The 18,799-nt window shown below is 63.1% G+C and carries 22 protein-coding genes and 1 tRNA gene; 20 read left to right on the forward strand and 3 right to left on the reverse strand.

All coding sequences use genetic code 11. The features are described from left to right. Positions 1-9 precede the first annotated feature (9 nt). The 6 genes from P8T11_RS25320 (at position 10) to P8T11_RS25345 (ending at position 5,757) form a co-directional block, all read left to right on the forward strand. The gene (locus P8T11_RS25320) at positions 10-288 is read left to right on the forward strand and encodes a sarcosine oxidase subunit delta (RefSeq protein ID WP_268079479.1); all 279 of its coding nucleotides are present in this window, start codon (positions 10-12) and stop codon (positions 286-288) included. Continuing rightward, complete coding sequence (locus P8T11_RS25325) at positions 285-3,305, forward strand: sarcosine oxidase subunit alpha family protein (protein WP_277549609.1); 3,021 nt, start codon at positions 285-287, stop codon at positions 3,303-3,305. Before P8T11_RS25320 ends, P8T11_RS25325 begins: the two co-directional genes overlap by 4 nt. Further along, positions 3,295-3,900 (forward strand): sarcosine oxidase subunit gamma, encoded by a 606-nt coding sequence (locus P8T11_RS25330; protein WP_268079478.1) that lies wholly within the window; start codon positions 3,295-3,297, stop codon positions 3,898-3,900. The genes P8T11_RS25325 and P8T11_RS25330 overlap by 11 nt, the downstream gene beginning before the upstream one ends. Before the next feature lie 166 nt (positions 3,901-4,066). Continuing rightward, positions 4,067-4,408 (forward strand): helix-turn-helix domain-containing protein, encoded by a 342-nt coding sequence (locus tag P8T11_RS25335; protein ID WP_268079477.1) that lies wholly within the window; start codon positions 4,067-4,069, stop codon positions 4,406-4,408. A 33-nt stretch (positions 4,409-4,441) separates the two neighbouring features. Further along, positions 4,442-5,074, forward strand: coding sequence for a hypothetical protein (locus tag P8T11_RS25340; protein WP_278072152.1), 633 nt, complete (start codon positions 4,442-4,444; stop codon positions 5,072-5,074). A gap of 23 nt (positions 5,075-5,097) precedes the next feature. Then, positions 5,098-5,757 carry a type II toxin-antitoxin system HipA family toxin gene (locus tag P8T11_RS25345; RefSeq protein WP_278072153.1) on the forward strand — a complete coding sequence of 220 codons (660 nt, stop codon included), beginning with the start codon at positions 5,098-5,100 and terminating at the stop codon, positions 5,755-5,757. Positions 5,758-5,859: 102 nt separating this feature from the next. Here P8T11_RS25345 and P8T11_RS25350 read toward each other — a convergent pair. Both P8T11_RS25350 and P8T11_RS25355 read right to left on the reverse strand, forming a co-directional pair. After that, a tRNA-Gly gene (locus P8T11_RS25350) sits at positions 5,860-5,935 on the reverse strand. Positions 5,936-6,002: 67 nt separating this feature from the next. After that, positions 6,003-6,665 (reverse strand): cytochrome b, encoded by a 663-nt coding sequence (locus tag P8T11_RS25355; protein ID WP_268079475.1) that lies wholly within the window; start codon positions 6,663-6,665, stop codon positions 6,003-6,005. A 339-nt stretch (positions 6,666-7,004) separates the two neighbouring features. Between P8T11_RS25355 and gspG the strand changes: the two genes are divergently transcribed. From gspG to P8T11_RS25425, 14 genes are all read left to right on the forward strand, one after another. Beyond that, positions 7,005-7,433, forward strand: coding sequence for a type II secretion system major pseudopilin GspG (gspG, locus tag P8T11_RS25360; protein ID WP_268079474.1), 429 nt, complete (start codon positions 7,005-7,007; stop codon positions 7,431-7,433). Continuing rightward, positions 7,423-7,905 (forward strand): lytic transglycosylase domain-containing protein, encoded by a 483-nt coding sequence (locus P8T11_RS25365; RefSeq protein ID WP_268079473.1) that lies wholly within the window; start codon positions 7,423-7,425, stop codon positions 7,903-7,905. The genes gspG and P8T11_RS25365 overlap by 11 nt, the downstream gene beginning before the upstream one ends. A gap of 1 nt (position 7,906) precedes the next feature. After that, entirely contained in the window at positions 7,907-9,100 is a 1,194-nt protein-coding gene (locus tag P8T11_RS25370; RefSeq protein ID WP_268079472.1) for a type II secretion system F family protein, read from the forward strand. Between the two features lie 41 nt (positions 9,101-9,141). Continuing rightward, positions 9,142-10,740, forward strand: coding sequence for a GspE/PulE family protein (locus P8T11_RS25375; RefSeq protein WP_268079471.1), 1,599 nt, complete (start codon positions 9,142-9,144; stop codon positions 10,738-10,740). Next, on the forward strand, positions 10,721-11,476 hold the full coding sequence (locus P8T11_RS25380; RefSeq protein WP_268079470.1) for a hypothetical protein: 756 nt from the start codon (positions 10,721-10,723) through the stop codon (positions 11,474-11,476). The genes P8T11_RS25375 and P8T11_RS25380 overlap by 20 nt, the downstream gene beginning before the upstream one ends. Further along, positions 11,464-11,991, forward strand: a complete 528-nt coding sequence (locus P8T11_RS25385) for a hypothetical protein (protein ID WP_268079469.1) — start codon at positions 11,464-11,466, stop codon at positions 11,989-11,991. Before P8T11_RS25380 ends, P8T11_RS25385 begins: the two co-directional genes overlap by 13 nt. Then, positions 11,988-12,560: a hypothetical protein gene (locus P8T11_RS25390; RefSeq protein WP_268079468.1), complete on the forward strand. Its 573-nt coding sequence runs from the start codon at positions 11,988-11,990 to the stop codon at positions 12,558-12,560. The genes P8T11_RS25385 and P8T11_RS25390 overlap by 4 nt, the downstream gene beginning before the upstream one ends. Before the next feature lie 11 nt (positions 12,561-12,571). After that, entirely contained in the window at positions 12,572-13,027 is a 456-nt protein-coding gene (locus tag P8T11_RS25395; protein WP_268079467.1) for a hypothetical protein, read from the forward strand. Between the two features lie 49 nt (positions 13,028-13,076). After that, positions 13,077-14,912: a secretin N-terminal domain-containing protein gene (locus P8T11_RS25400; RefSeq protein WP_268079466.1), complete on the forward strand. Its 1,836-nt coding sequence runs from the start codon at positions 13,077-13,079 to the stop codon at positions 14,910-14,912. 9 nt (positions 14,913-14,921) lie between these two features. Continuing rightward, the gene (locus P8T11_RS25405; protein ID WP_268079465.1) at positions 14,922-15,398 is read left to right on the forward strand and encodes a type II secretion system protein; all 477 of its coding nucleotides are present in this window, start codon (positions 14,922-14,924) and stop codon (positions 15,396-15,398) included. Then, positions 15,373-15,762 (forward strand): type II secretion system protein, encoded by a 390-nt coding sequence (locus tag P8T11_RS25410; RefSeq protein ID WP_268079464.1) that lies wholly within the window; start codon positions 15,373-15,375, stop codon positions 15,760-15,762. The genes P8T11_RS25405 and P8T11_RS25410 overlap by 26 nt, the downstream gene beginning before the upstream one ends. 40 nt (positions 15,763-15,802) lie before the next feature. Then, positions 15,803-16,225, forward strand: coding sequence for a type II secretion system protein (locus tag P8T11_RS25415; RefSeq protein WP_268079463.1), 423 nt, complete (start codon positions 15,803-15,805; stop codon positions 16,223-16,225). A gap of 235 nt (positions 16,226-16,460) precedes the next feature. Beyond that, on the forward strand, positions 16,461-17,147 hold the full coding sequence (locus P8T11_RS25420; RefSeq protein ID WP_268079462.1) for a response regulator transcription factor: 687 nt from the start codon (positions 16,461-16,463) through the stop codon (positions 17,145-17,147). 292 nt (positions 17,148-17,439) lie between these two features. Next, positions 17,440-18,474, forward strand: coding sequence for a sensor histidine kinase (locus P8T11_RS25425; RefSeq protein WP_268079461.1), 1,035 nt, complete (start codon positions 17,440-17,442; stop codon positions 18,472-18,474). Here the strand turns inward: P8T11_RS25425 and P8T11_RS25430 are convergent. After that, positions 18,458-18,772 (reverse strand): hypothetical protein, encoded by a 315-nt coding sequence (locus P8T11_RS25430; RefSeq protein ID WP_278072154.1) that lies wholly within the window; start codon positions 18,770-18,772, stop codon positions 18,458-18,460. The two genes, P8T11_RS25425 and P8T11_RS25430, sit on opposite strands and share 17 nt — an antisense overlap. Positions 18,773-18,799: the final 27 nt, after the last annotated feature.

An 18,799-nucleotide genomic window follows, 5' to 3' on the forward strand; every position in this document is an offset into this window, starting at 1 on the left:
AGCTTGATCATGCTGATGCTGACTTGTCCCTACTGCGGCCCGCGCGCCGAAACCGAGTTCACCTGTGGCGGTGAGGCCGATATCGTCCGCCCCACGGATTGCGACACGCTCACCGACGCCCAATGGGCGGACTACGCCTTCATGCGCAAGAACGTGCGAGGCCGGGCGCGCGAGCAGTGGCAGCATGCGCATGGGTGCCGACGCTGGTTTCTGGCCGAACGCGACACCATCAGCCACGAATTCCATGCGTTTCACACGTTCGAGCACGCGGCCGGAGATCGCAAATGACGCAGCCTAATCGGATTGCACGCGGCGTAAGTATCAATCCCGCGTCTTCCATCGAGTTCACCTTCAATGGCCGCACGTACTTCGGCTGCCAGGGCGATACCCTGGCCTCGGCGTTGCTGGCCAACGGCGAGCACTTTGTGGCGCGTAGTTGGAAGTACCACCGGCCGCGCGGCATCATGACGGCGGGGGTCGAAGAGCCGAACGCGCTGGTGCAGTTGGAAGAGGGCGGACACACCGTGCCCAACCCCTGCGCCACCACGATCGAACTCTACGAAGGCCTGTGCGCTACCAGCGTCAATGCCGCGCCTGACCTGGAGCGCGACCGCATGGCGGTGTTCCAGCGGCTGGGGCGCTTCATTCCCGCGGGCTTCTACTACAAGACCTTCATGTGGCCCAAGCGCTGGTGGCCCCACTACGAACGCCTGATCCGCAAAGCGGGCGGCCTGGGCCGTGCGCCCCGGCAACCCGACCCGGACCACTACGACAAGCGCTACGCGCATTGCGACGTATTGGTCGTGGGCGCGGGGCCGGCCGGCCTGGCCGCGACGATGGCAGCGGCAATGACCGGCGCCCGCGTGATGCTGGTCGATAACCAGGCAGAACTTGGGGGCAGCCTGCTGTCCAGTCCGGCATTGATCAATGGCGTGGCCAACATGGACTGGATCCGCCAGACACAGGCCGCACTGCAAGCCATGCAAGAAGTCCGCATCCTGACGCGCAGCACGGCGTTCGGCTATCACGACCAGAACCTGGTGACGGTGTCCGAACAAGTCACCGACCATCTACCCTTGTCGCAGCGTCGGGGCGTGCGCCAACGGCTATGGAAAGTGCGCGCCAAGCAAGTCGTGCTGGCAACTGGCGCGCACGAACGGCCGCTGTTGTTCGGCAATAACGACCTTCCGGGCGTCATGCTGGCGTCGGCGGTGTCGACCTATGTTCGCCGCTACGCCGTGCTGCCGGGGCGGCGGGTAGTGCTGTATACGAACAACGACGGCGCCTACCGCACCGCGCTTGATCTGCGCGAGCAAGGCGCGAACGTCACCGTGATTGATCCCCGGCCGGCCGGGCGCGGCGCGCTGCCCGATGCGGTGCGCAGCGCGGGCATCGAGGTTCGCAATGAATCGGTGGTGCTGCAGGCGCGCGGCGGGCGGCAGGTGTCCAGCGCGGTGTTGGCGTCGTATACCGCTGGCCAGGCTGGCCCGCCGAACGCCAAGCTGCCCTGCGACCTGGTGGCGGTATCGGGCGGCTGGAACCCGGCCTTGCATTTGCACGCGCAGTCGGGCGGGCAAACGCGCTGGGACGACGCCCGGGCCTGCTTTGTGCCCGAAGGCTCCCGGCAGGCGCAGGTCAGTGCGGGCGCGGCCAGCGGGGAATTTTCTCTGGCGCAGGCGCTGCATGGCGGCGCCATGGCGGGCGAACTCGCGGCAACGCGGGCAGGGCTGAACGGCGCGGGGCCGTTATCGTGGCGCACGGCCGATATCGCCGAAGACCCGCTGCTGCCGCTGTGGCAGGTAGCGAACCGGCAGTGGCCCGGACGCGGCGCCAAGCAGTTCGTTGATTTCCAGAACGACGTAACCGTGGCCGACATCCACCTGGCGGTACGCGAGGGCTATCACTCGGTCGAGCACGTGAAGCGCTATACCGCCATGGGGTTCGGTACCGACCAAGGCAAGCTGGGCAACATCAACGGTGCGGCCGTGTTGGCCGACGCGCTGGGCCAGACCATTGCGCAGACCGGCACCACCACCTACCGGCCCAACTACACCCCGGTTACCTTTGGCGCGCTGGCGGGCCGCGAGCTGGGCGACTTTTTCGACCCCATCCGTAAGACCTGCATACATGACTGGCACGTGTCCCAAGGGGCGGCGTTCGAAGATGTGGGTAACTGGAAGCGACCTTGGTATTTTCCGCTGGCGGGCGAAAGCATGCAGGCCGCCGTCGCCCGCGAGTGCCTGGCGGTGCGCAACGGCGTCGGCATGCTGGATGCCTCCACCCTGGGCAAGATCGACGTGCAAGGCCCGGATGCCGCCACCTTGCTGAACTGGGTCTACACCAATCTCTGGACCAAGCTGGAAGTCGGCAAGGGCCGCTACGGACTGATGCTGGATGAAAACGGCATGGTGTTCGACGACGGCGTCACCATGCGCCTGGGCGAACAGCATTACTTGATGAGCACCACCACCGGCGGCGCGGCGCGCGTGCTGACGTGGATGGAACGTTGGCTGCAAACGGAATGGCCGCATCTGGATGTGCATCTGACCAGCGTCACCGACCATTTCGCCACTTTCGCGGTGGCCGGTCCACGGTCGCGCGAGGTGTTGCGCGCGGTCTGCCCCGACATTGATTTCTCGAATGCGGCGTTTCCCTTCATGACCTTTCGCGAAGGCACGGTAGCGGGCGCCGGTTGGTCCACCCCGGCGCGCATCATGCGCATCAGCTTTTCGGGGGAGTTGTCCTACGAGGTCAACGTGCCCGCCAACCTGGGCCAGCGCGTGTGGAATGCGTTGATGGAAGCCGGACACGAGTACGGCATCACGCCCTACGGCACGGAAGCCATGCACGTCCTGCGCGCGGAAAAGGGCTACATCATCGTGGGGCAGGACACGGACGGGTCCGTGACGCCGCAGGACCTGGGCATGGGCGGCATGGTCGCCAAGTCCAAGGACTGCCTGGGTAAACGCTCGCTCTTGCGTGAGCACACAGCCAGCGACAAGCGCAAACAGTTTGTGGGCCTGCTGTCGCGGGACCCGGCCGTGGTGCTGCCGGAAGGCAGCCAGATCATGAACCAGGCCAGCCGCGCGCCGATAGCGCCGATCATGCCGATGGTCGGCCACATTACATCCAGCTATATGAGCCCCACCTTGAACCGTTCGATCGCGCTTGGTCTGGTGCAAGACGGCCTGCAACGCATGGGGCAGCAGGTCGAGGTGGCGTTACCCGGCGGCGGCTTTCTGCCGGCCACGATCGGCAGCCCGGTGTTCTACGACCCTGAAGGAGCACGCCAGCATGTGGACTGAAACCTATCTGGAATCGCCCCTGAAGGGGCTGGGTCCCGTTTACCGGACTGCCGAAACGGCAGACTCCCAGCGCCTGGGGCTCATTGAGCGGCCATTCCTGGACCTGGCCGTGCTGCGCGGCAACGCGCGGTCGCCGGACTTCGCGAAGGCGCTTGAACGCGCCCTGGGCACGGCGCCACCGCTGGCCCCCAATACCGTGGCGCATGGCCATCGGCATCTGTTGGCCTGGATGGGCCCGGATGAATGGTGGGTGCAATCGCTGGCGCCCGCGCGCCCCGCGTTGGAGCAAGCGTTGCGTCCGGCGCTACAGGGCTTGTCCGCCTGCGTGGTGGATGTCAGTAGCGGGTACACGGTGCTGGAATTGTCGGGCGAACACGCACGCGACGTGCTGGCAAAAGGCTGCCCGCTGGATCTGCATCCGCGCGTCTTCGGCCCCGGCCAATGCGCGCAAAGCCACTACTTCAAGGCCGGCGTCATGGTGCGCGCGCTTGATGAGGGCGGGGTGGAAGTGGTGGTGCGCCGCAGCTTCGCGGACTATGTCGGCCGCATGCTGCTGGAGGCGGGGCGGGAATTTCAGGTTGGACCGTTTGAATAAAGGAAATGCGAGGAACTCCTGTCAGCAAGTACTCACCACAAGCACTTAAAAAGTTTCATTATTGGGTTTAAGATCGTTTTTACGATCATATTGTCCATTCAAACCCCCAAACGTTAATATGCTCGTGAAAACAATTTTTATGTTTTTAATGAATTATTTCACGAGCATGAAAGTATCCCAATCTTCCGCTCTGTCCCCAGAACTTGCCCAGCAGGCGGCCCACATCGGCCAGCTTCTGGCCCGTCTACGACTTGCCCGTCACATCAAGCAGGCAGACGCCGCCATACGCGCCGGCCTGTCTCGCAACACGGCTTACCGGATCGAAAAGGGAGATCCCGGCTTGGCGTTCGGTCAGGTGCTTCGCTACCTGGATGCGATTGCGCCGGGGGCCACTCTGGCGAGCCTGTTGGCAGAGACGGACCCAGCACTCAAGGCGCTGCAGTCGCGCGAGGCGACCAAGCGTGTGCGAGGCCTGTCGGCCTCGGAACTGCAAAGCCTGGACTTTTAAGGGCCCACATCGATGGTCAAAGAGCAGCAACTCATGACTTTCGCCTTTCTGGGGGAAGGCTGGGCTCCTTGTGGTCAGCTCACGCTGACGGAGGAAGGGTCGGCGCTGCTTGCCTCGAGTTTTGCCTATGGCCTGCGGTATCTGGATCGGCCCGATGCGATCGAAGTCGATCCTGTGAGCCTAGGCATCCATGGTGAGCCGGTAAAAGGCAACAGGCTTCTTCCAGTCAATGGTTTGACGGGGTTTGGTGGTATCCGCGATGCGGCGCCAGATGCCTGGGGACGCAGAGTCATCGAAGCCAAGCTGAGGGTGCCCGCCAACAGCCTGCCGGAATCACAGTACCTGTTGCATGCGGGAAGCGACCGTGTTGGGGCATTGGATATTCGTACGGACATCCACACACCCGCGGCCGGCGCGGTAGGCAATGTCCATGCGATCGAGTACTTGATGGAAGCGGCGGAGCGCATCGAGGCAGGCTTGCCAGTTCCCGCTAGTCTTGAGCTGATCTTCGTGCAAGGCACCGCGCTGGGCGGTGCCAGGCCAAAGGCTTCCGTTCGGGATGATGCGGGGCACCTGGTTCTCGCCAAGTTTCCTAGCAAGACCGATACATTCGACGTGCCTCTCATTGAAGCTGCGTCATTGCGGTTGGCCACGGAGGCGGGCTAGATGTTCCTGTGGTGGAGACCCGTATGTTGAACGGTCGTTGGGTCATGATGATCCGCCGTTTCGACCGCTATTGGCTTGGCCGGGGAGCGGCGCCGCAGGCGGGTAGCGATCTTTCGCTGGCGCCTTCCACGAGCCGGACTGAGCGTCGGATGCCCTTTGTCAGTGGGCTGACCCTGCTGGGGTGCGACGAGTCAGAATCGCGTACTAAAGCCTACGCCGACCTGGCCGCGGGGATACGCCGGCACTGCCACCCGTCCGTCATCCGCGCCGACAACGAGGAATTGTTCAAGCGCATGGTGTTCAACATCTTTGTGAGTAATGACGACGACCACCTGCGCAACCATGGATTCATCTGGGATCCCCGATTGCCGGGCTGGCGATTAAGCCCTCTTTACGATGTGCTGCCGCGGCCCTCGCATGCCACCGAGCGTCTGCTGCATCTTGAAATCGGACCGCAAGGACGGATCGCATCGATTGACAACGCGCTGGCCGGGTGCCAACGGTTCTCGATCAGCAAGGAGCGTGCAGGCAGGTTGATCGCTCAGGTCTGGACTGTCGTGCGGGAGTGGAGGATGAGCTTCGAGCAGTATGGCGTTTGTGCACGAGAGTGCGACAAGATTGCTTCAGCGTTTCGGCATTTGGACGAGGTAAGCAGCGCCGTGACACGGCGCTATCTTCCCTGAGTTGAGCGCGAGGCTCAGAGAAGGTCCAGAAATAGAAAAAGGAGCCGAAGCTCCTTTTCTCTACACACCATGGAATCTATCGATCTCCATGGATAAAAATCCTGGAGCGGGAGACGAGTCTCGAACTCGCGACCTCAACCTTGGCAAGGTTGCGCTCTACCAACTGAGCTACTCCCGCAGGGGTATTTCTTTGCCTGCCGTACTGTCTTTCGACGTCGTTTTTTGCAAGCGAGGCGGAAGTATACCTAATTTTTTGAAAAATGCACGCCAGCCGTTTGCGTGCGTGCAGGCGCACGTGCGCGCTTGGGTTCAGTCGTGCGCGGTTCGGCAAGCCGGCGCGCCGGGCGGCGCCAGGCCATGCGCGCCAGCGTGTCGTCGCGGACGATGTAATGGTGGCCAAGCGCCGCAACGATGTGCAATGCCAGCAGGCCGTACAGCGCCCAGGTAAGCATGTTGTGAAGCCATACCGTGGTGGCGACCAGGGCGGGGTCGGCCGAGACCAGCCGGGGGAACTCCAGGCTGGTGAAGGGCACGGGCACGGCCAGGCCCTTGGCGTTGACGATGATCCAGCCCACCAGACACGACGCGAAGATGAACGCGTAGATGCACAGATGCACCGCGTGGGCGCAGGCGTCCTGCATGCAGAAGCCGTCGCCCACCGTGCGGCGGCGCGTGATGCGCACCACCGTCCGCACCAGCGTGACCACTAACAGCGCCATGCCGCAACCGATGTGCACGATCATCACCGAGCGCATGGACACGCCCGTCTGTGCCGTCAGCAGATGGCGCAATTCACCTGCAAGAACCAGGATGCTCATCAAGCTGACGCTTAGCCAATGCAGCGCGATCTGGGCTGTCGTATAGGCCGGGGTGGCCTGTGTAGCCGGGGCGGCGGGGGGGGAATGCATGGTCTTCCTTCTAGCGGGGCCAGCCTGCTCCGACTTGCAGCGGGGCCTGGCTCAAGAGGCGAGATTGAAGCGCCGCCCCTGCCGCCGCGCCATCTTCCTCAACACTTCTTAAAGCCCGTTCAGCCCCCCGCGCCACACGATTGAGGCTCTCTTTAGAAACGTTGTTGGCCTATCGCCCGCATGGAAATATGCCGGCCTGCGTAGAGATTTATCCGCCTTTGAAGCGTCCGGTCACGCCGGCGCTCGGACCCGCATCGTTCCTCACGATGCTCGCCTCTGCCCGCACTTCACTCCAGGTCGCCGCCGCGCGGTGATCGCTCAATCAGAAAAAGTGGACTCATGAAGACTCTTACCTTCCGACGCCGTCTTGGCCTGCAACAGGGCTTTACCTTGCTGGAATTGCTGGTCGTGCTGTTGATCATCGCGCTGCTGGCCGGCTATGTCGGCCCCAAGCTGTTCTCTCAGGTCGATCGTGCCAAGGTGCGAGCCACGCAGGCGCAAATGAAGACGCTGGGCGACGCCCTGACGCAATACCGCCTGGATGTGGGCAGCTATCCCACCACCGAGCAAGGCCTGGAATCCTTGGTGAAGGCGCCCCAGGGCGCGCCCAACTGGCATGGCCCGTACCTGGCCAAGGATGTGCCTGCTGATGCGTGGGGTCGTCCGTATGTCTTGAACGTGCCCGGGCGCAGCACGGATGCTGAAGTCGTTTCTTTTGGCGAGGAAGGCCGGGCGGGAGGCAGCGGTGAGCTGGTTTATGGCCTCTAAGTCGGCGGCGGCCGTGCTCGTCGGGATGACGTTGTCCACCGCCGCCGCCGCCAGTTGCTGGCAGCAATCGGGCGATCGCCATGGTGTGGACCCGCTGCTGCTGTATTCCATCGCGAAGGTGGAGTCGTCCCTGAACCCTCGCGCCATCAACAACAACACCAACGGCACCCAGGACGTCGGGCTGATGCAGATCAACAGCATCCATCTGCCCGGCCTGGCCAAGCGCGGCATCACACGCCAGCGCTTGCTGGACGAACCCTGTCTGTCCATCGACGTGGGCGCCGAAATCCTGGCGGGCTTCGTCAAGCGCTACGGCTACACCTGGCGCGCGGTCGGGGCGTACAACGCCGGCGGCGCGGCCAATCGCGAAGCGGCACGCAAGCGCTACGTGAACCGCGTGTGGCAACACTATCTGCAACTGAGCCAGGCGCGCGACGCTCGCTATCGCCAGTCGCAGCACGCGGAGCGTTGACATGAATGAATTCCGGATCCGCTTGCTCAAGCAAGGAACGCTGCGCGTGCACACCGTGCGCGCCTCCAGCGAAAACGAGGCACGCGCGCAGTTGAGCGATGCCGACGGCATGGTTCTGGACATTCAACGTTCGGCCGTGCGCCGTGGCATCAAGTCGCGCGGCAAGAAGGCCTTTTCGCTTGGGCTGCTGCTGCAAGAACTTTCCACGTTGCTGGACGCCGGACTGGCTTTGATCGAAGCGCTTGAGGCGCTAAGCGATAAGGCTGGCAAGGGCAATAAGGCGTTGCAGGCCTCGCTGGGCCAGTTGCTGCGTTCGCTGTATCAGGGCCAGCCGCTGTCCAAGGCGATGGAGGCGCAGCCCCTGGTGTATCCCGCGCTGCTGGTGGCAACCGTGGCGTCGGCCGAAGGCAGCGGGCAATTGCCGGTGGTGCTCAGGCGCTACCAGTACTACGAAACGCGCATTGAAAACATCCGCAAGAAAGTCGTGGGTGCGCTGGTGTACCCGCTGGTGGTGATTGCGGTGGGCTTTGGCATTTTGCTGTTCATGCTGTTCTTTGTCGTGCCGCGCTTTGCGGTCGTGTTCGAAAGCATGCGCACCTTGCCAGCCACGGCCGAGGCCATGTTGTGGTGGGCGCGCCTGGTGCAGTCCGACGGCCATTTGCTGGGCGCGGGCATCGGCGCAAGCCTGCTTTCCGCCGCCTTGGCGCTGCGTACGCAGACGGTGAAGGCGGCGTTGATGAATCTGTTCTGGCGGCTGCCCAAGCTGCGCGACGTGGGCAACCTGTTTGTGCTGGCGCGCTTTTATCGGACGGTGGGCTTGTTGATTGAAGGCGGCACCCCCGCGTTGCAGGCTTTTGAACTGGCCGACCGCATCCTGCCGCCCGCCTATGGCGAACGCCTGGATCTGGCGTTGCAGGAATTGCGGGCCGGACGCAGCGTGTCGGAAACCCTGGCGCGCCATGGCTTGACCACGGCGGTGGCTGAACGGCTGCTGCGCGTGGGCGAGCAAAGCGGGGACCTGGGCGGCATGTGCGAACGCATTGCGCAGTTCCACGATGGCACGCTGGACCACGCCATCGAAGTCTTTGGAAAGGTGTTCGAGCCGCTGCTGATGCTGGTTGTCGGCGGGCTGGTGGGCGCCATCGTGATCTTGCTGTACATGCCCATCTTCGAGATGGCCGGGAGTCTGGGATGAACCTAATGCACGAATTCGAAATCAGTCAGGAGGAGGGCGCAATGGAAATCACGACCGTGGCCGACGAGGCATGGTGTCTGTGGCGCGAGCGCGCAGCGGAGCTGAGCCTGTCCCTGGCCGACTATCTGGACGAGGAACTGGCGCGTCGCCCGCAACTGCTGCCGGTGCTGGCGCAGGCCTTGGGCATGGAGCCCTTGACCGCCCAGCAATGCCGCCAGGCTACGCCGCGCTTTGATGTCCTGCCGCTGGCGGACGCCATGGCGTGCCGCGTGGCGCCCTTGCAGGTGGATAACGAATTCCTGCTGGCCATGGCCGCGCCGTTCTCGCGCGATGCGCGCCTGAAGCTGCAAGCCATGCTGTCCGGCCATGCGCTGCGCTTTGCCGTGTGTCCCTCTGGCGTGGTGGATGCCTGGTTGAAACAGGCGGAAGCCACCGAACGCGTGCTGGACGGCGTGGCCGTGGACATGGCGGACGACTCGCTGGCCAAGGCGGTCGAATCGATTTCATTGGCCTCGCTGGCCAAGGACGAAAGCCCCGTGATCCGCCTGGTGAACATGACGCTCTATGACGGTCTGCAAAGCCGCGCCAGCGATATCCATCTGGAGTCGGACGAGGAAGGGCTGTTGATCCGCTATCGCATCGACGGCGTGATGCTGCGCATCCGCAAGGTGCCGGGGCAGGTCACCGCGAACCAGGTGATGTCGCGTCTGAAAGTGCTGTCCAGCCTGGACATCGCCGAAAAGCGCGTGCCGCAGGATGGCCGCTTCAAGGTGGTGCTGCAAGGGCGGGAAGTGGATTTCCGCGTGTCCATCATGCCGGGCAACCACGGTGAGAACGCCGTGTTGCGTTTGCTGGACCGCTCGCAGCGTGGCGACAAGCTGAGCCTGGATACCTTGGGCTTTCCGGCGGAAACCGCGCGCCGTATCCGTGTGCTGGCGCAATTGCCTTATGGCCTGACGCTGATCACCGGCCCCACGGGCAGCGGCAAGTCCACCACCTTGTATGGCGCCTTGTCGGAGCTGAACAGCGGCGACGAAAAGCTGATCACCATCGAAGACCCGGTGGAATACGAGATGAGCGGCATCCTGCAGATTCCGGTGAACGAGAAGAAGGGTCTGACCTTCGCTCGCGGCCTGCGATCCATCTTGCGCCACGATCCGGACACCATCCTGGTCGGCGAAATCCGCGATGCCGAAACGGCGGCCATCGCCGTGCAATCCGCGTTGACGGGTCACCGCGTGTTGTCGTCGGTACACGCCAACGATGCGTTCAGCGTGATCGACCGCTTTCTGTACATGGATGTGGAACCCGCCACGTTCCTGGAGTCGCTCAATGGGGTCGTGTCGCAGCGCCTGGTGCGGCGCTTGTGTCCGCATTGCGCGCCGCCGGGCGAGGCGCGTGCCGGCCCGGGTTGCGAGGCCTGCCGCCACACGGGGTTCCTGGGCCGCATTGCGCTGGCCGAGGTCTTGCGCCTGGATAGCCGCATGAAGACCGCGCTGCTGGACCGCTCGCCCGAGCGTCGGCAAGAGGCGCTGGCGCAGTGCGCCGATTATCAATCGATGCGCGATGCCGCCCATGAGGCGGTCGCGCACGGACTGACGACTTATCAGGAGGTTTGCCGTGCGGTCGCTATGGAATGAACAAGCCGTTCTGATCGATGCTGAACATGTCAGCCTGTTGTCGCCGACGAAGGCGGTGGACGACCGCCTGAAGTGTGGCCACGGCGGTGATCCCGCCGAGGCCGTGGCCGCCTTGCTCGCCACTTGCACGCGGCTGCGCCCGTGGTGGCGCAACCGGGTGCATGTCTGGCTGGGTTATCCGTGGACGCATACGCTGCTGCTGCCCTGGCAGCCGGGCTTGCCCGGCGGCGATAAGCACTGGTGCGGCTATGCCCAGGCCTTGCTGCGCGAACGCGGCATCACTTTGCAGACGCGCGTACGGCTGGGGCCGGCGCGCCATGGTCATGCGCGGCTGGCCGTCGCGGCGGACGCGCTGATGCTGGATGCGCTGGAAGGCAAGCTGCGTGAACAGAAGTGGACGCTGGCCGCCTGCCGCGATCTGCTGTCCGCAAGCCTGCAACGATATCACCGCCCCGCGCGCGCCGAAGGCGCGTGCCTGGTGCTGGCGGAGGCCTGCGCGGTGACGTGCCTGTGGCCTTCGGTGCAAGGGTGGGAAGACGTGATCACCTTGCAGCGTTCGCCCGGCCAGTCGCACGCCTCGGCGGTTGCCGGCGCGCAGGCGCTGTGCAACCAGCCCATCGTGCCGGAATGCAACTGGACGTCAACCTTGGCGCCGGCGGATCTGTCCTTGCCGCCGCAAGCGCGCTGGCTGGGCTTTCCCCACGCCATGTTGGGAGCGCGATCATGCCCGGTCTGAAGATGAACAAGCTCGATTTCACCAAGCGCGGCGCCACGCAGCCTTGGGCCGTCATCGTCGTGCTGCTGTTGCTGTGCGTCGCCCTGTTGAGCGCATGGCGGGAATGGGATCTGTGGGCATTGCGCGTGGAAGTCACCCGCTCCGAGAGCCAGTTGATCGAGCGGCGCATGCAGCATGAACGCGAGCAACGCCGCGTCCTGGCGCAGTCGCCGGAGGAGAAGAGGGTTGACGCAATGCTGTCCGCGCAAAGCGCCGAGGACAGGCTGCGGCCCGTCCTGCTGCGCGCCATCGAGCACGCCTGGAGCCCGCGTCTGGCCGTGATGAACCTGAAGGTCGAGGGGGCCGGCAAGGCCGTCCAGCTTGAATTGATGACGGTGGACCTTACCGAGGTGTTCGCCTTCGCTGCCCGCTTGAACGCCGAGTCAGGCTTGCGCGCCACGGTCGTTCGCCACGGCATCAAGTCGGGTGACCCCAACCTGGCCACGATGTCTACCGTGCGGGTGGAGCTGCGATGAAATCCTTTACTGAAATTCGTCGCCACCTAGCCGCGCTACGCCAGCGCGAGGCCGGTTCGCCTTTACGGTGGAATTGGCAGTGCTGGGCCGAGCGGCTCGGGCGTGGCGGGCTCCTGGCGCTGTTGGCCTTGTTGGTCTTGATTGTGCATTTCGTCGTGGTGTTGTGGCCGGAGAAGGGCGAGCTGCGACTGCGTGCCCTGGAACTGCACGCCGAGATCCATGCCTGCACCCCGCACGTCGCCCCGTCCGGCAATGACATGGACGAACTGCGCGTGCAACTGCGCCTGGACCCGGACGAACGCAAGCTGGCCGTGATGGAACAGTTGGTGCGATCGGGCTTGTTGCTGGTCGACATCCAGTATCAGGGCGAAGACACCATCCAGGGCCGGTTGCGCCGCACGTCGGTGGACATCACCGCAGTGGGTTCCTACCAGGACCTGAGCGCGGGCTTGCGCAAGCTGACCGATGAGCCGCTGCTGCGTCTGGAGTCGCTGTCCTTGGACCGGCAACGGCCCGAGAACATGCTGGTGAACGTAAAGATGCGCTTGAGCATGTTGGGGGTGGTGTGATGAAGCGATGGATGACCGCGGTGTTTGCCGCGCTGGCGCCCGGCGCCGCCTTGCTGGCCGAGCCGGCACCCGAAGTGGATCTGTTTCCGTCGCAAAGCTGGGCGTCGCTGCTGGATCGCGGCAATGCGCGGGCGCAGGACGATGCCGCCGACGCCGCCACGGCGCAAGCCGATGTCCCGGCGCTAGACCAGGCCATGCCGGCCGCGCCCGAGGGTAATGGCCCGGCCAGCGTGCCGGCTTTCATGGCCATCGGGGAATGGTCCGACACCGGTCGCCGCATCGTGGTGCTGGCGCATCAAGACGAAACCTACTTGCTGTGCCAACGCTGCGACATCGCCGGTGCGGTGTGGCCCGGCGGCATGCTGGCGTCGCAGTACCGGCTCAAGGCGTTGGAACCGCGGCGCGTGGTGCTGCTGGATCCGCAGGGTCGGGAACTGAATGTGGACTTGGCGCCGCTGGCGCAATGAGCAAGACGCTCATCGAAACGAACAATTCTTTTGGGAATGGCAAGACATCATGATTGCAAAACCTGTCGTATTGGCCGCGTTCCTCAGCCTGTTGCTGGGTGGATGCGCGGCCCCCGAATCACTCAAGCGCGCGCTGGGCGGTGAGCCCGCGTCGACCGCTGAACGCCTGGCCGCCGGCCGGGCGAAGCTGGACAAGAACCCCAACGATATCGAAGCCGGCAAGGATGTTGCGCGTGATGGCGTCGCGCTGTCGCGCGAGATCCTGCAACGGGTGCGCGTCAAGATGGAAGCGGGCGATGACGAGGCCGCGCTGCAGGACGTGCTGGAGTTGTTGACGATCACCCCCGGCAATATGCGCGCCCAACAGCTCAAGACGCAGTTGGAGCAGCGTGTGCATCTGAACGCCGAGCTGGCCGAAGCGGTCAGGCTGCAATTCGACCACCCGCGCGAGGCGCTCTACAAGGTCAACCGCATCTTGCAGGAGCAGCCGGGGTTTCCGTCGGCCGAAGCGCTGCGCGTGCAACTGCAGCGCCGCGATGTGGGCCGCCAGTCGGTCAAGCCGCGCCTGGCGGATGCACTGCGCAAGCCCGTTACGCTGAATTTCAAGGCGCAGCCCATCGTGCAGATCCTGGACACGATTTCGCTGGCCGCCGGCGTGGACTTCGTGCTGGACCCGGACGTGCAGACCAGCATGCCGGCCAGCATCATGGCTCGGCAGACCACGGCCGAAGACGCCATCAACCTGCTTCTGCGCACCAATCAGCTGGAAAAGAAAGTGCTGGATGCACACACCTTGCTGATCTATCCGTCGCGCCCGGACAAAGACAAGGAATACCGCGAGCTGATGGTGCGCGTGTTTTACCTGAACCACGCGGATGCCACGCATGTGCTGGCCGCGTTGCGGCAGATCAGCGCGCCCAAGAACGTGCATCTGGACGAACGCGCCAATGCGGTGCTGGTGCGCGACACGCCGGAAGTCATGGCGGTGGTGGAGCGCGTGGTGGCGGCGCTGGACATCGCGCAGTCCGAAGTGACGATGGACGTGCAGGTGCTGGAAGTCAACGCCAGCGACGAGCTTGAAATCGGCGTGGACTACCCCAGCGACTTGCGCTTTTCCATTCTGCCGCAGGGCGAAAACGGCAGGATCACGGTGGGCGATCTGCTGGGGCTGAACCAGGGCAAGATAGGCGTGACCAGCCGCAATGACCTGTCGGCGGCGCTGAACCTGCTGCAAAAGCGTGGCAAGACCAAGGTGTTGGCGAACCCGAAGATTCGTGTGCGCAACATGGAAAAGGCCAGCATCAAGATCGGTGAAAAGGTGCCGGTTGTGACGACGACCAATGCCAACGGCGTGGTGACGGAATCCGTGAACTACCAGGACGTGGGCCTGATCCTGCAAGTGGAACCGCGCATCAGCCTGAGTAATGAAGTCAGCGTGAAGGTCAGCATGGAAGTCAGCAACCTGAAGGGCGAGGTCAAGACGGCGGGCGGCGGCATCGTCTACCCGATGAGCACACGCAACGCGGAAACCGTGATGACGGCGCGCGACGGCGAAACCCAGGTGTTGGCCGGCCTGGTGAACCAGCAGCAAACGCGCAGCAGCAGCGGTTTGCCTGGGGTGAGCGTAATGGGCTGGCTGGGCAGCCTGTTCGGTGGCCAGAAGAAGACGGACCAGAACACCGAGATCGTGCTGCTTCTGACGCCGCATATCGAACGCTCGATGGCATTGCCGTCGGCTGCCGACAGCTACTTCCCGTCGGGCACGGAAGCGCGGGTCACCGTGATGCCGATGACCACGCAGGCACCTCCCGCCCCGGCGGAAGCACCGGCCGCGGCGGATGATGCCCCGGCGCTGGACGCGGCGCTGACCAAGCCGCCTTTCTAAGGACGGGCCATGCGGAAGCAATCGGGTTTTACGCTGATCGAGATGATGGCGGCCATGACCTTGCTGGCCCTGCTCTTGAGCGTCGCGCTGCCGTTCTCATCGCTGGTCAAGCAGCGCGCGCTGGAGCGCGAGCTACGCCAGAACCTGCACACCATGCGCGACGCAATCGACGCCTACTACCAGGCCAGCCGCGAGGGCAAGGTCGACAAGCCGCTGGACCGCAGCGGCTACCCCCCCGACCTGGAATCCCTGGTCAAGGGCGTGCAGAACAAGACCGACCCTAACGGCGGCATGCTGTATTTCCTGCGTCGCTTGCCGGCAGACCCCATGTGCGAGAACTGCGAAAACCGCTCGGCGGCCGACACCTGGGACACCCGAAGCTATGACAGTTCGGCCGACTCATTCTCATCGGGCCGTGATGTGTTCGATGTGCGTTCAAAAAGTCAACGTAGAGGTCTCAATGGCGTTCCGTACAAAGATTGGTAAGCGCCGCTGCGCCGGCTTTACGCTGATTGAGCTGATGGCGGTCATGGCTATCATCGGCGCGCTGATGTCGCTGGTGGCGCCGTCGTTCTTCAAAAGCAACGACCGCGCGCGCGAAACGGTGCTGCGTCACAACCTGCAGGCGATACGGCACGCGCTGGATGATTACCGCGCGGACCATGGCAACAATCCGGACTCGCTGGACGCCCTGGTTACCAATAAGTATCTGCGTGAATTGCCGATGGACCCCGTGACCGGCCGGCGCGACAGTTGGTTGCCACAAACGGGCGAGGCCCCGGGTGTGAGCGATGTCATCAGCGGCGCGCAGGGCAGGGGGCTGGATGGGCTGGACTATGCGCGGTGGTAAGCGACGTGCGCCCTCACGCCAGGCGGGGTTTGGCTACCTGATGGTGTTGACGCTGGTGATGGCGGTGGCGACTGGGCTGACCGCGGTGGTGCAGCCCTGGTCGATGCAGAAGCTACGCGACCAGGAAGCCGAGTTGCTGTTCGTGGGCAAGCAGTTTCAGCGCGCGCTGGCTTCCTATTATGTGTCCGGCACCGCGCCGGCCTATCCCAAAACGATGGACGCGCTGCTCAAGGACGACCGGGTATCGTTCACGCGCCGCCATTTGCGCCGCCTTTATGCCGACCCGATAACCGGCGGCACCGAGTGGGGTATCGTGAAATCACCGGACGGCGGAATCATGGGGGTATATAGCTTGTCGGAACGAAAACCCATCAAACAGGACGGGTTTGATGCGGAACTGGGCGATATGTCGGGGAAATCCAGTTATCAGGATTGGAAGTTTGTCTTCATGGGGGTTAATTAAAAAGCTGCCGGGCGATTTGTTGATAATCGCCAGATTATCTTTCGTCTTCCAGGAAAAAATGGCCGCATCTCAAGGTTTTATTTTCATATCTTGACATTTGGCTTTCCTGTTTTGGCTTTGAGAAATTTCTTATTGTTGTGTCTATCCCAGCATGAAATCATTCTGCCGGGGTATCAATGTGATTGCCGTAAAAATAAAAGTCTTCGGGAATTGCGCTTACATAAGATCGGACTCAATGATTGTCGCCATTCTTGAAGATTCACCCACTCAAGTCGAGTGGGTCACCAAACTGCTGCAAAGCCACGGCCACCAGGCATTCTCCCGCCGCGACGGCGATGGCTTCATCGCGCTGTTGCAACAACAGAAGGTTGACGTCGTACTGCTGGACTGGGAAGTGCCCGGCGCATCGGGCCTGGCCGTCTTGAAGTGGGCGCGATGCAATCTGGCGCCCTCCATGCCCATCCTGATGCTGACCCAGCGCGACGACGAAGAAAGCATCGTGCAGGCCTTGAACATGGGGGCCGACGACTATCTGCAAAAGCCGGTGCGCGAACGCGAATTGCTGGCCCGCATGAGCGCCCAGTTGCGCAAGTCGCAACGCGGCGAAGCTACGGCGTTGCAGTTCCAGGTTGGCCACTTTGCCTTCAACCTTGAAGCCAAGACGCTGACGGTGGATGGACGCCCCGTGACGCTGCCCACGCGGGAATTCGATCTGGCCACGACGTTGTTTCGCAGCCCCGGCCGCATCATCACCAAGGACGCCTTGTGCCAGCAAATCTGGGGCACCGTCGATCGCAAGTACGACGCCAGCCTGGCGACGTACGTCAGCAACCTGCGTTCGGCGTTGGGTTTGCGCTCACGCAACGGCTATGTGATCGCCACTGTGTACAACTACGGCTACCGCCTCGAACGCATGTACTGAGCCCGCGGGCGTTCGCCCTGGCTTGCCTTGTGCGTGACCATTTGCAGCAACTTTTGCTGCGCACCCAACCCCTTCCAATCGCTGTCCGCGCCTTCCAGGCGCCGCCGGTCCGACCGCGCGTTGCACGCACCGCCGACAACTTCCAAGCCTGACGATGAAATTCCTGATTTGGCCTTATGCGCGCCTGGGCGCCAGAAAAAACGATGCGCTGCTGTTCTGCAATCTGGGCATCATCTTGCTTTGCTTCGCCGTGCCCAGCGATGGGCGGCCGCTGACCGCCGCGGCGCCCGGGGTGCTGGCCGACTTCGGAATACTGGCTGGCCTGGCCTTGTTCAGTGTGATCGCCGGCCAATCAAAAATGCGCTTTCGCGCTTTAGCCTGGTTGATCGGCTTTTGGTTGTTGGCCGCGTTTGTCGTGATAACCGCACGCCGCTGGACGCCGATGGTGGCGCCGGTAGTGGGCCTTGCCTTGGCGTACATCTGCGTGATGCGGTGGCGCATGGCCACCCGCAACGCTCGCCGCGAACGTGTCTTGTCCTGCGACGTTGCATCGACGGCGCAGCTCGCCGCGCAGAACGCCAAAGCCAATTGCGCCCGCGATAACGAGGTTATGTTGCAGATGATGCATGACCTGCGTAGTCCGCTGTCGACGATCCTGGTGATGGTGGACAAACAAACCGCGGAAAGCAACGATCCGAAGCAGGAAGCCTTTGCGGAATCGGTACGGGAGCTGGTTCAGTACAGCTTGACCGTCGCCCAGGATTTCATGCATCTGTCTCGCGCCGAACGCCTGGACAAGGCCAATTTCCTGCCGGTGTCGCTGTTGGACGTCGGCCAGGAAGCGGCCGATCAAGCAATGTTGTTGGCCGAACGCAAGGGCATTGATGTGGAAGTCCGAGAGTGCGGCGAGAAGCTCTGGGTGTCGGGCGACTATTGCATGTTGCAGCGCGCTGTCATGAACCTGCTGGACAACGCGATCAAGTATTCGAAGGCGGATACGCGGATCACGTTGTGCCTGAAGCGCCAAGGCGATATGGCGCGCATCAGCGTGATTGACGAGGGCATCGGCATTGCCGAGTCCGTCATGCCGCAACTCTGCCAAGCGTTTTTCCAGGTGAATCCGGGTGCTCGGGATGGTGTGGGCGTGGGCTTGGCGCTGGTCGCAACGGTGGTTGACGCCCATGGTGGAAAGCTGGCGGTGGATTCCCGTCTGAATGAGGGAAGCGAGTTTTCACTCACATTTCCAGTGATGGCGGTGCCATGTGTTGAAACGGACCACCGAGAGCCTCGCTCTGCATTTCGATCCGGCCTTAAAGCCGCCTCATGAACAAGCGCCCTTGCGGCGCTTTTTTTCGACTGGCACGCCGAAATCTGCTGATCAATGCGCGGTGCAGCAACGGTGCAACACCTGCTTTTAATAGTGTGTTGAGAAAGGTTTTGCCGTTTTTGAGCGCCGGGAATAATGGCTTCGCTTTCACGAGAACCGTGCGATTTCCGGTTAACGGGAAGGCAAAAAACAATCCACTAAACGAAGGATATTTGATGACGAAAACCACTTTGCGCGGTGCAGCCGCCAAGCTTGCCTTGCCGGTCGCGGCGCTGACGCAGGCTGTGCTGATGGCCATGGCTCCGACGACCGCTTCGGCTCACGG

This window comes from Achromobacter spanius (assembly GCF_029637605.1).
Lineage (GTDB): Bacteria > Pseudomonadota > Gammaproteobacteria > Burkholderiales > Burkholderiaceae_B > Achromobacter > Achromobacter spanius_E.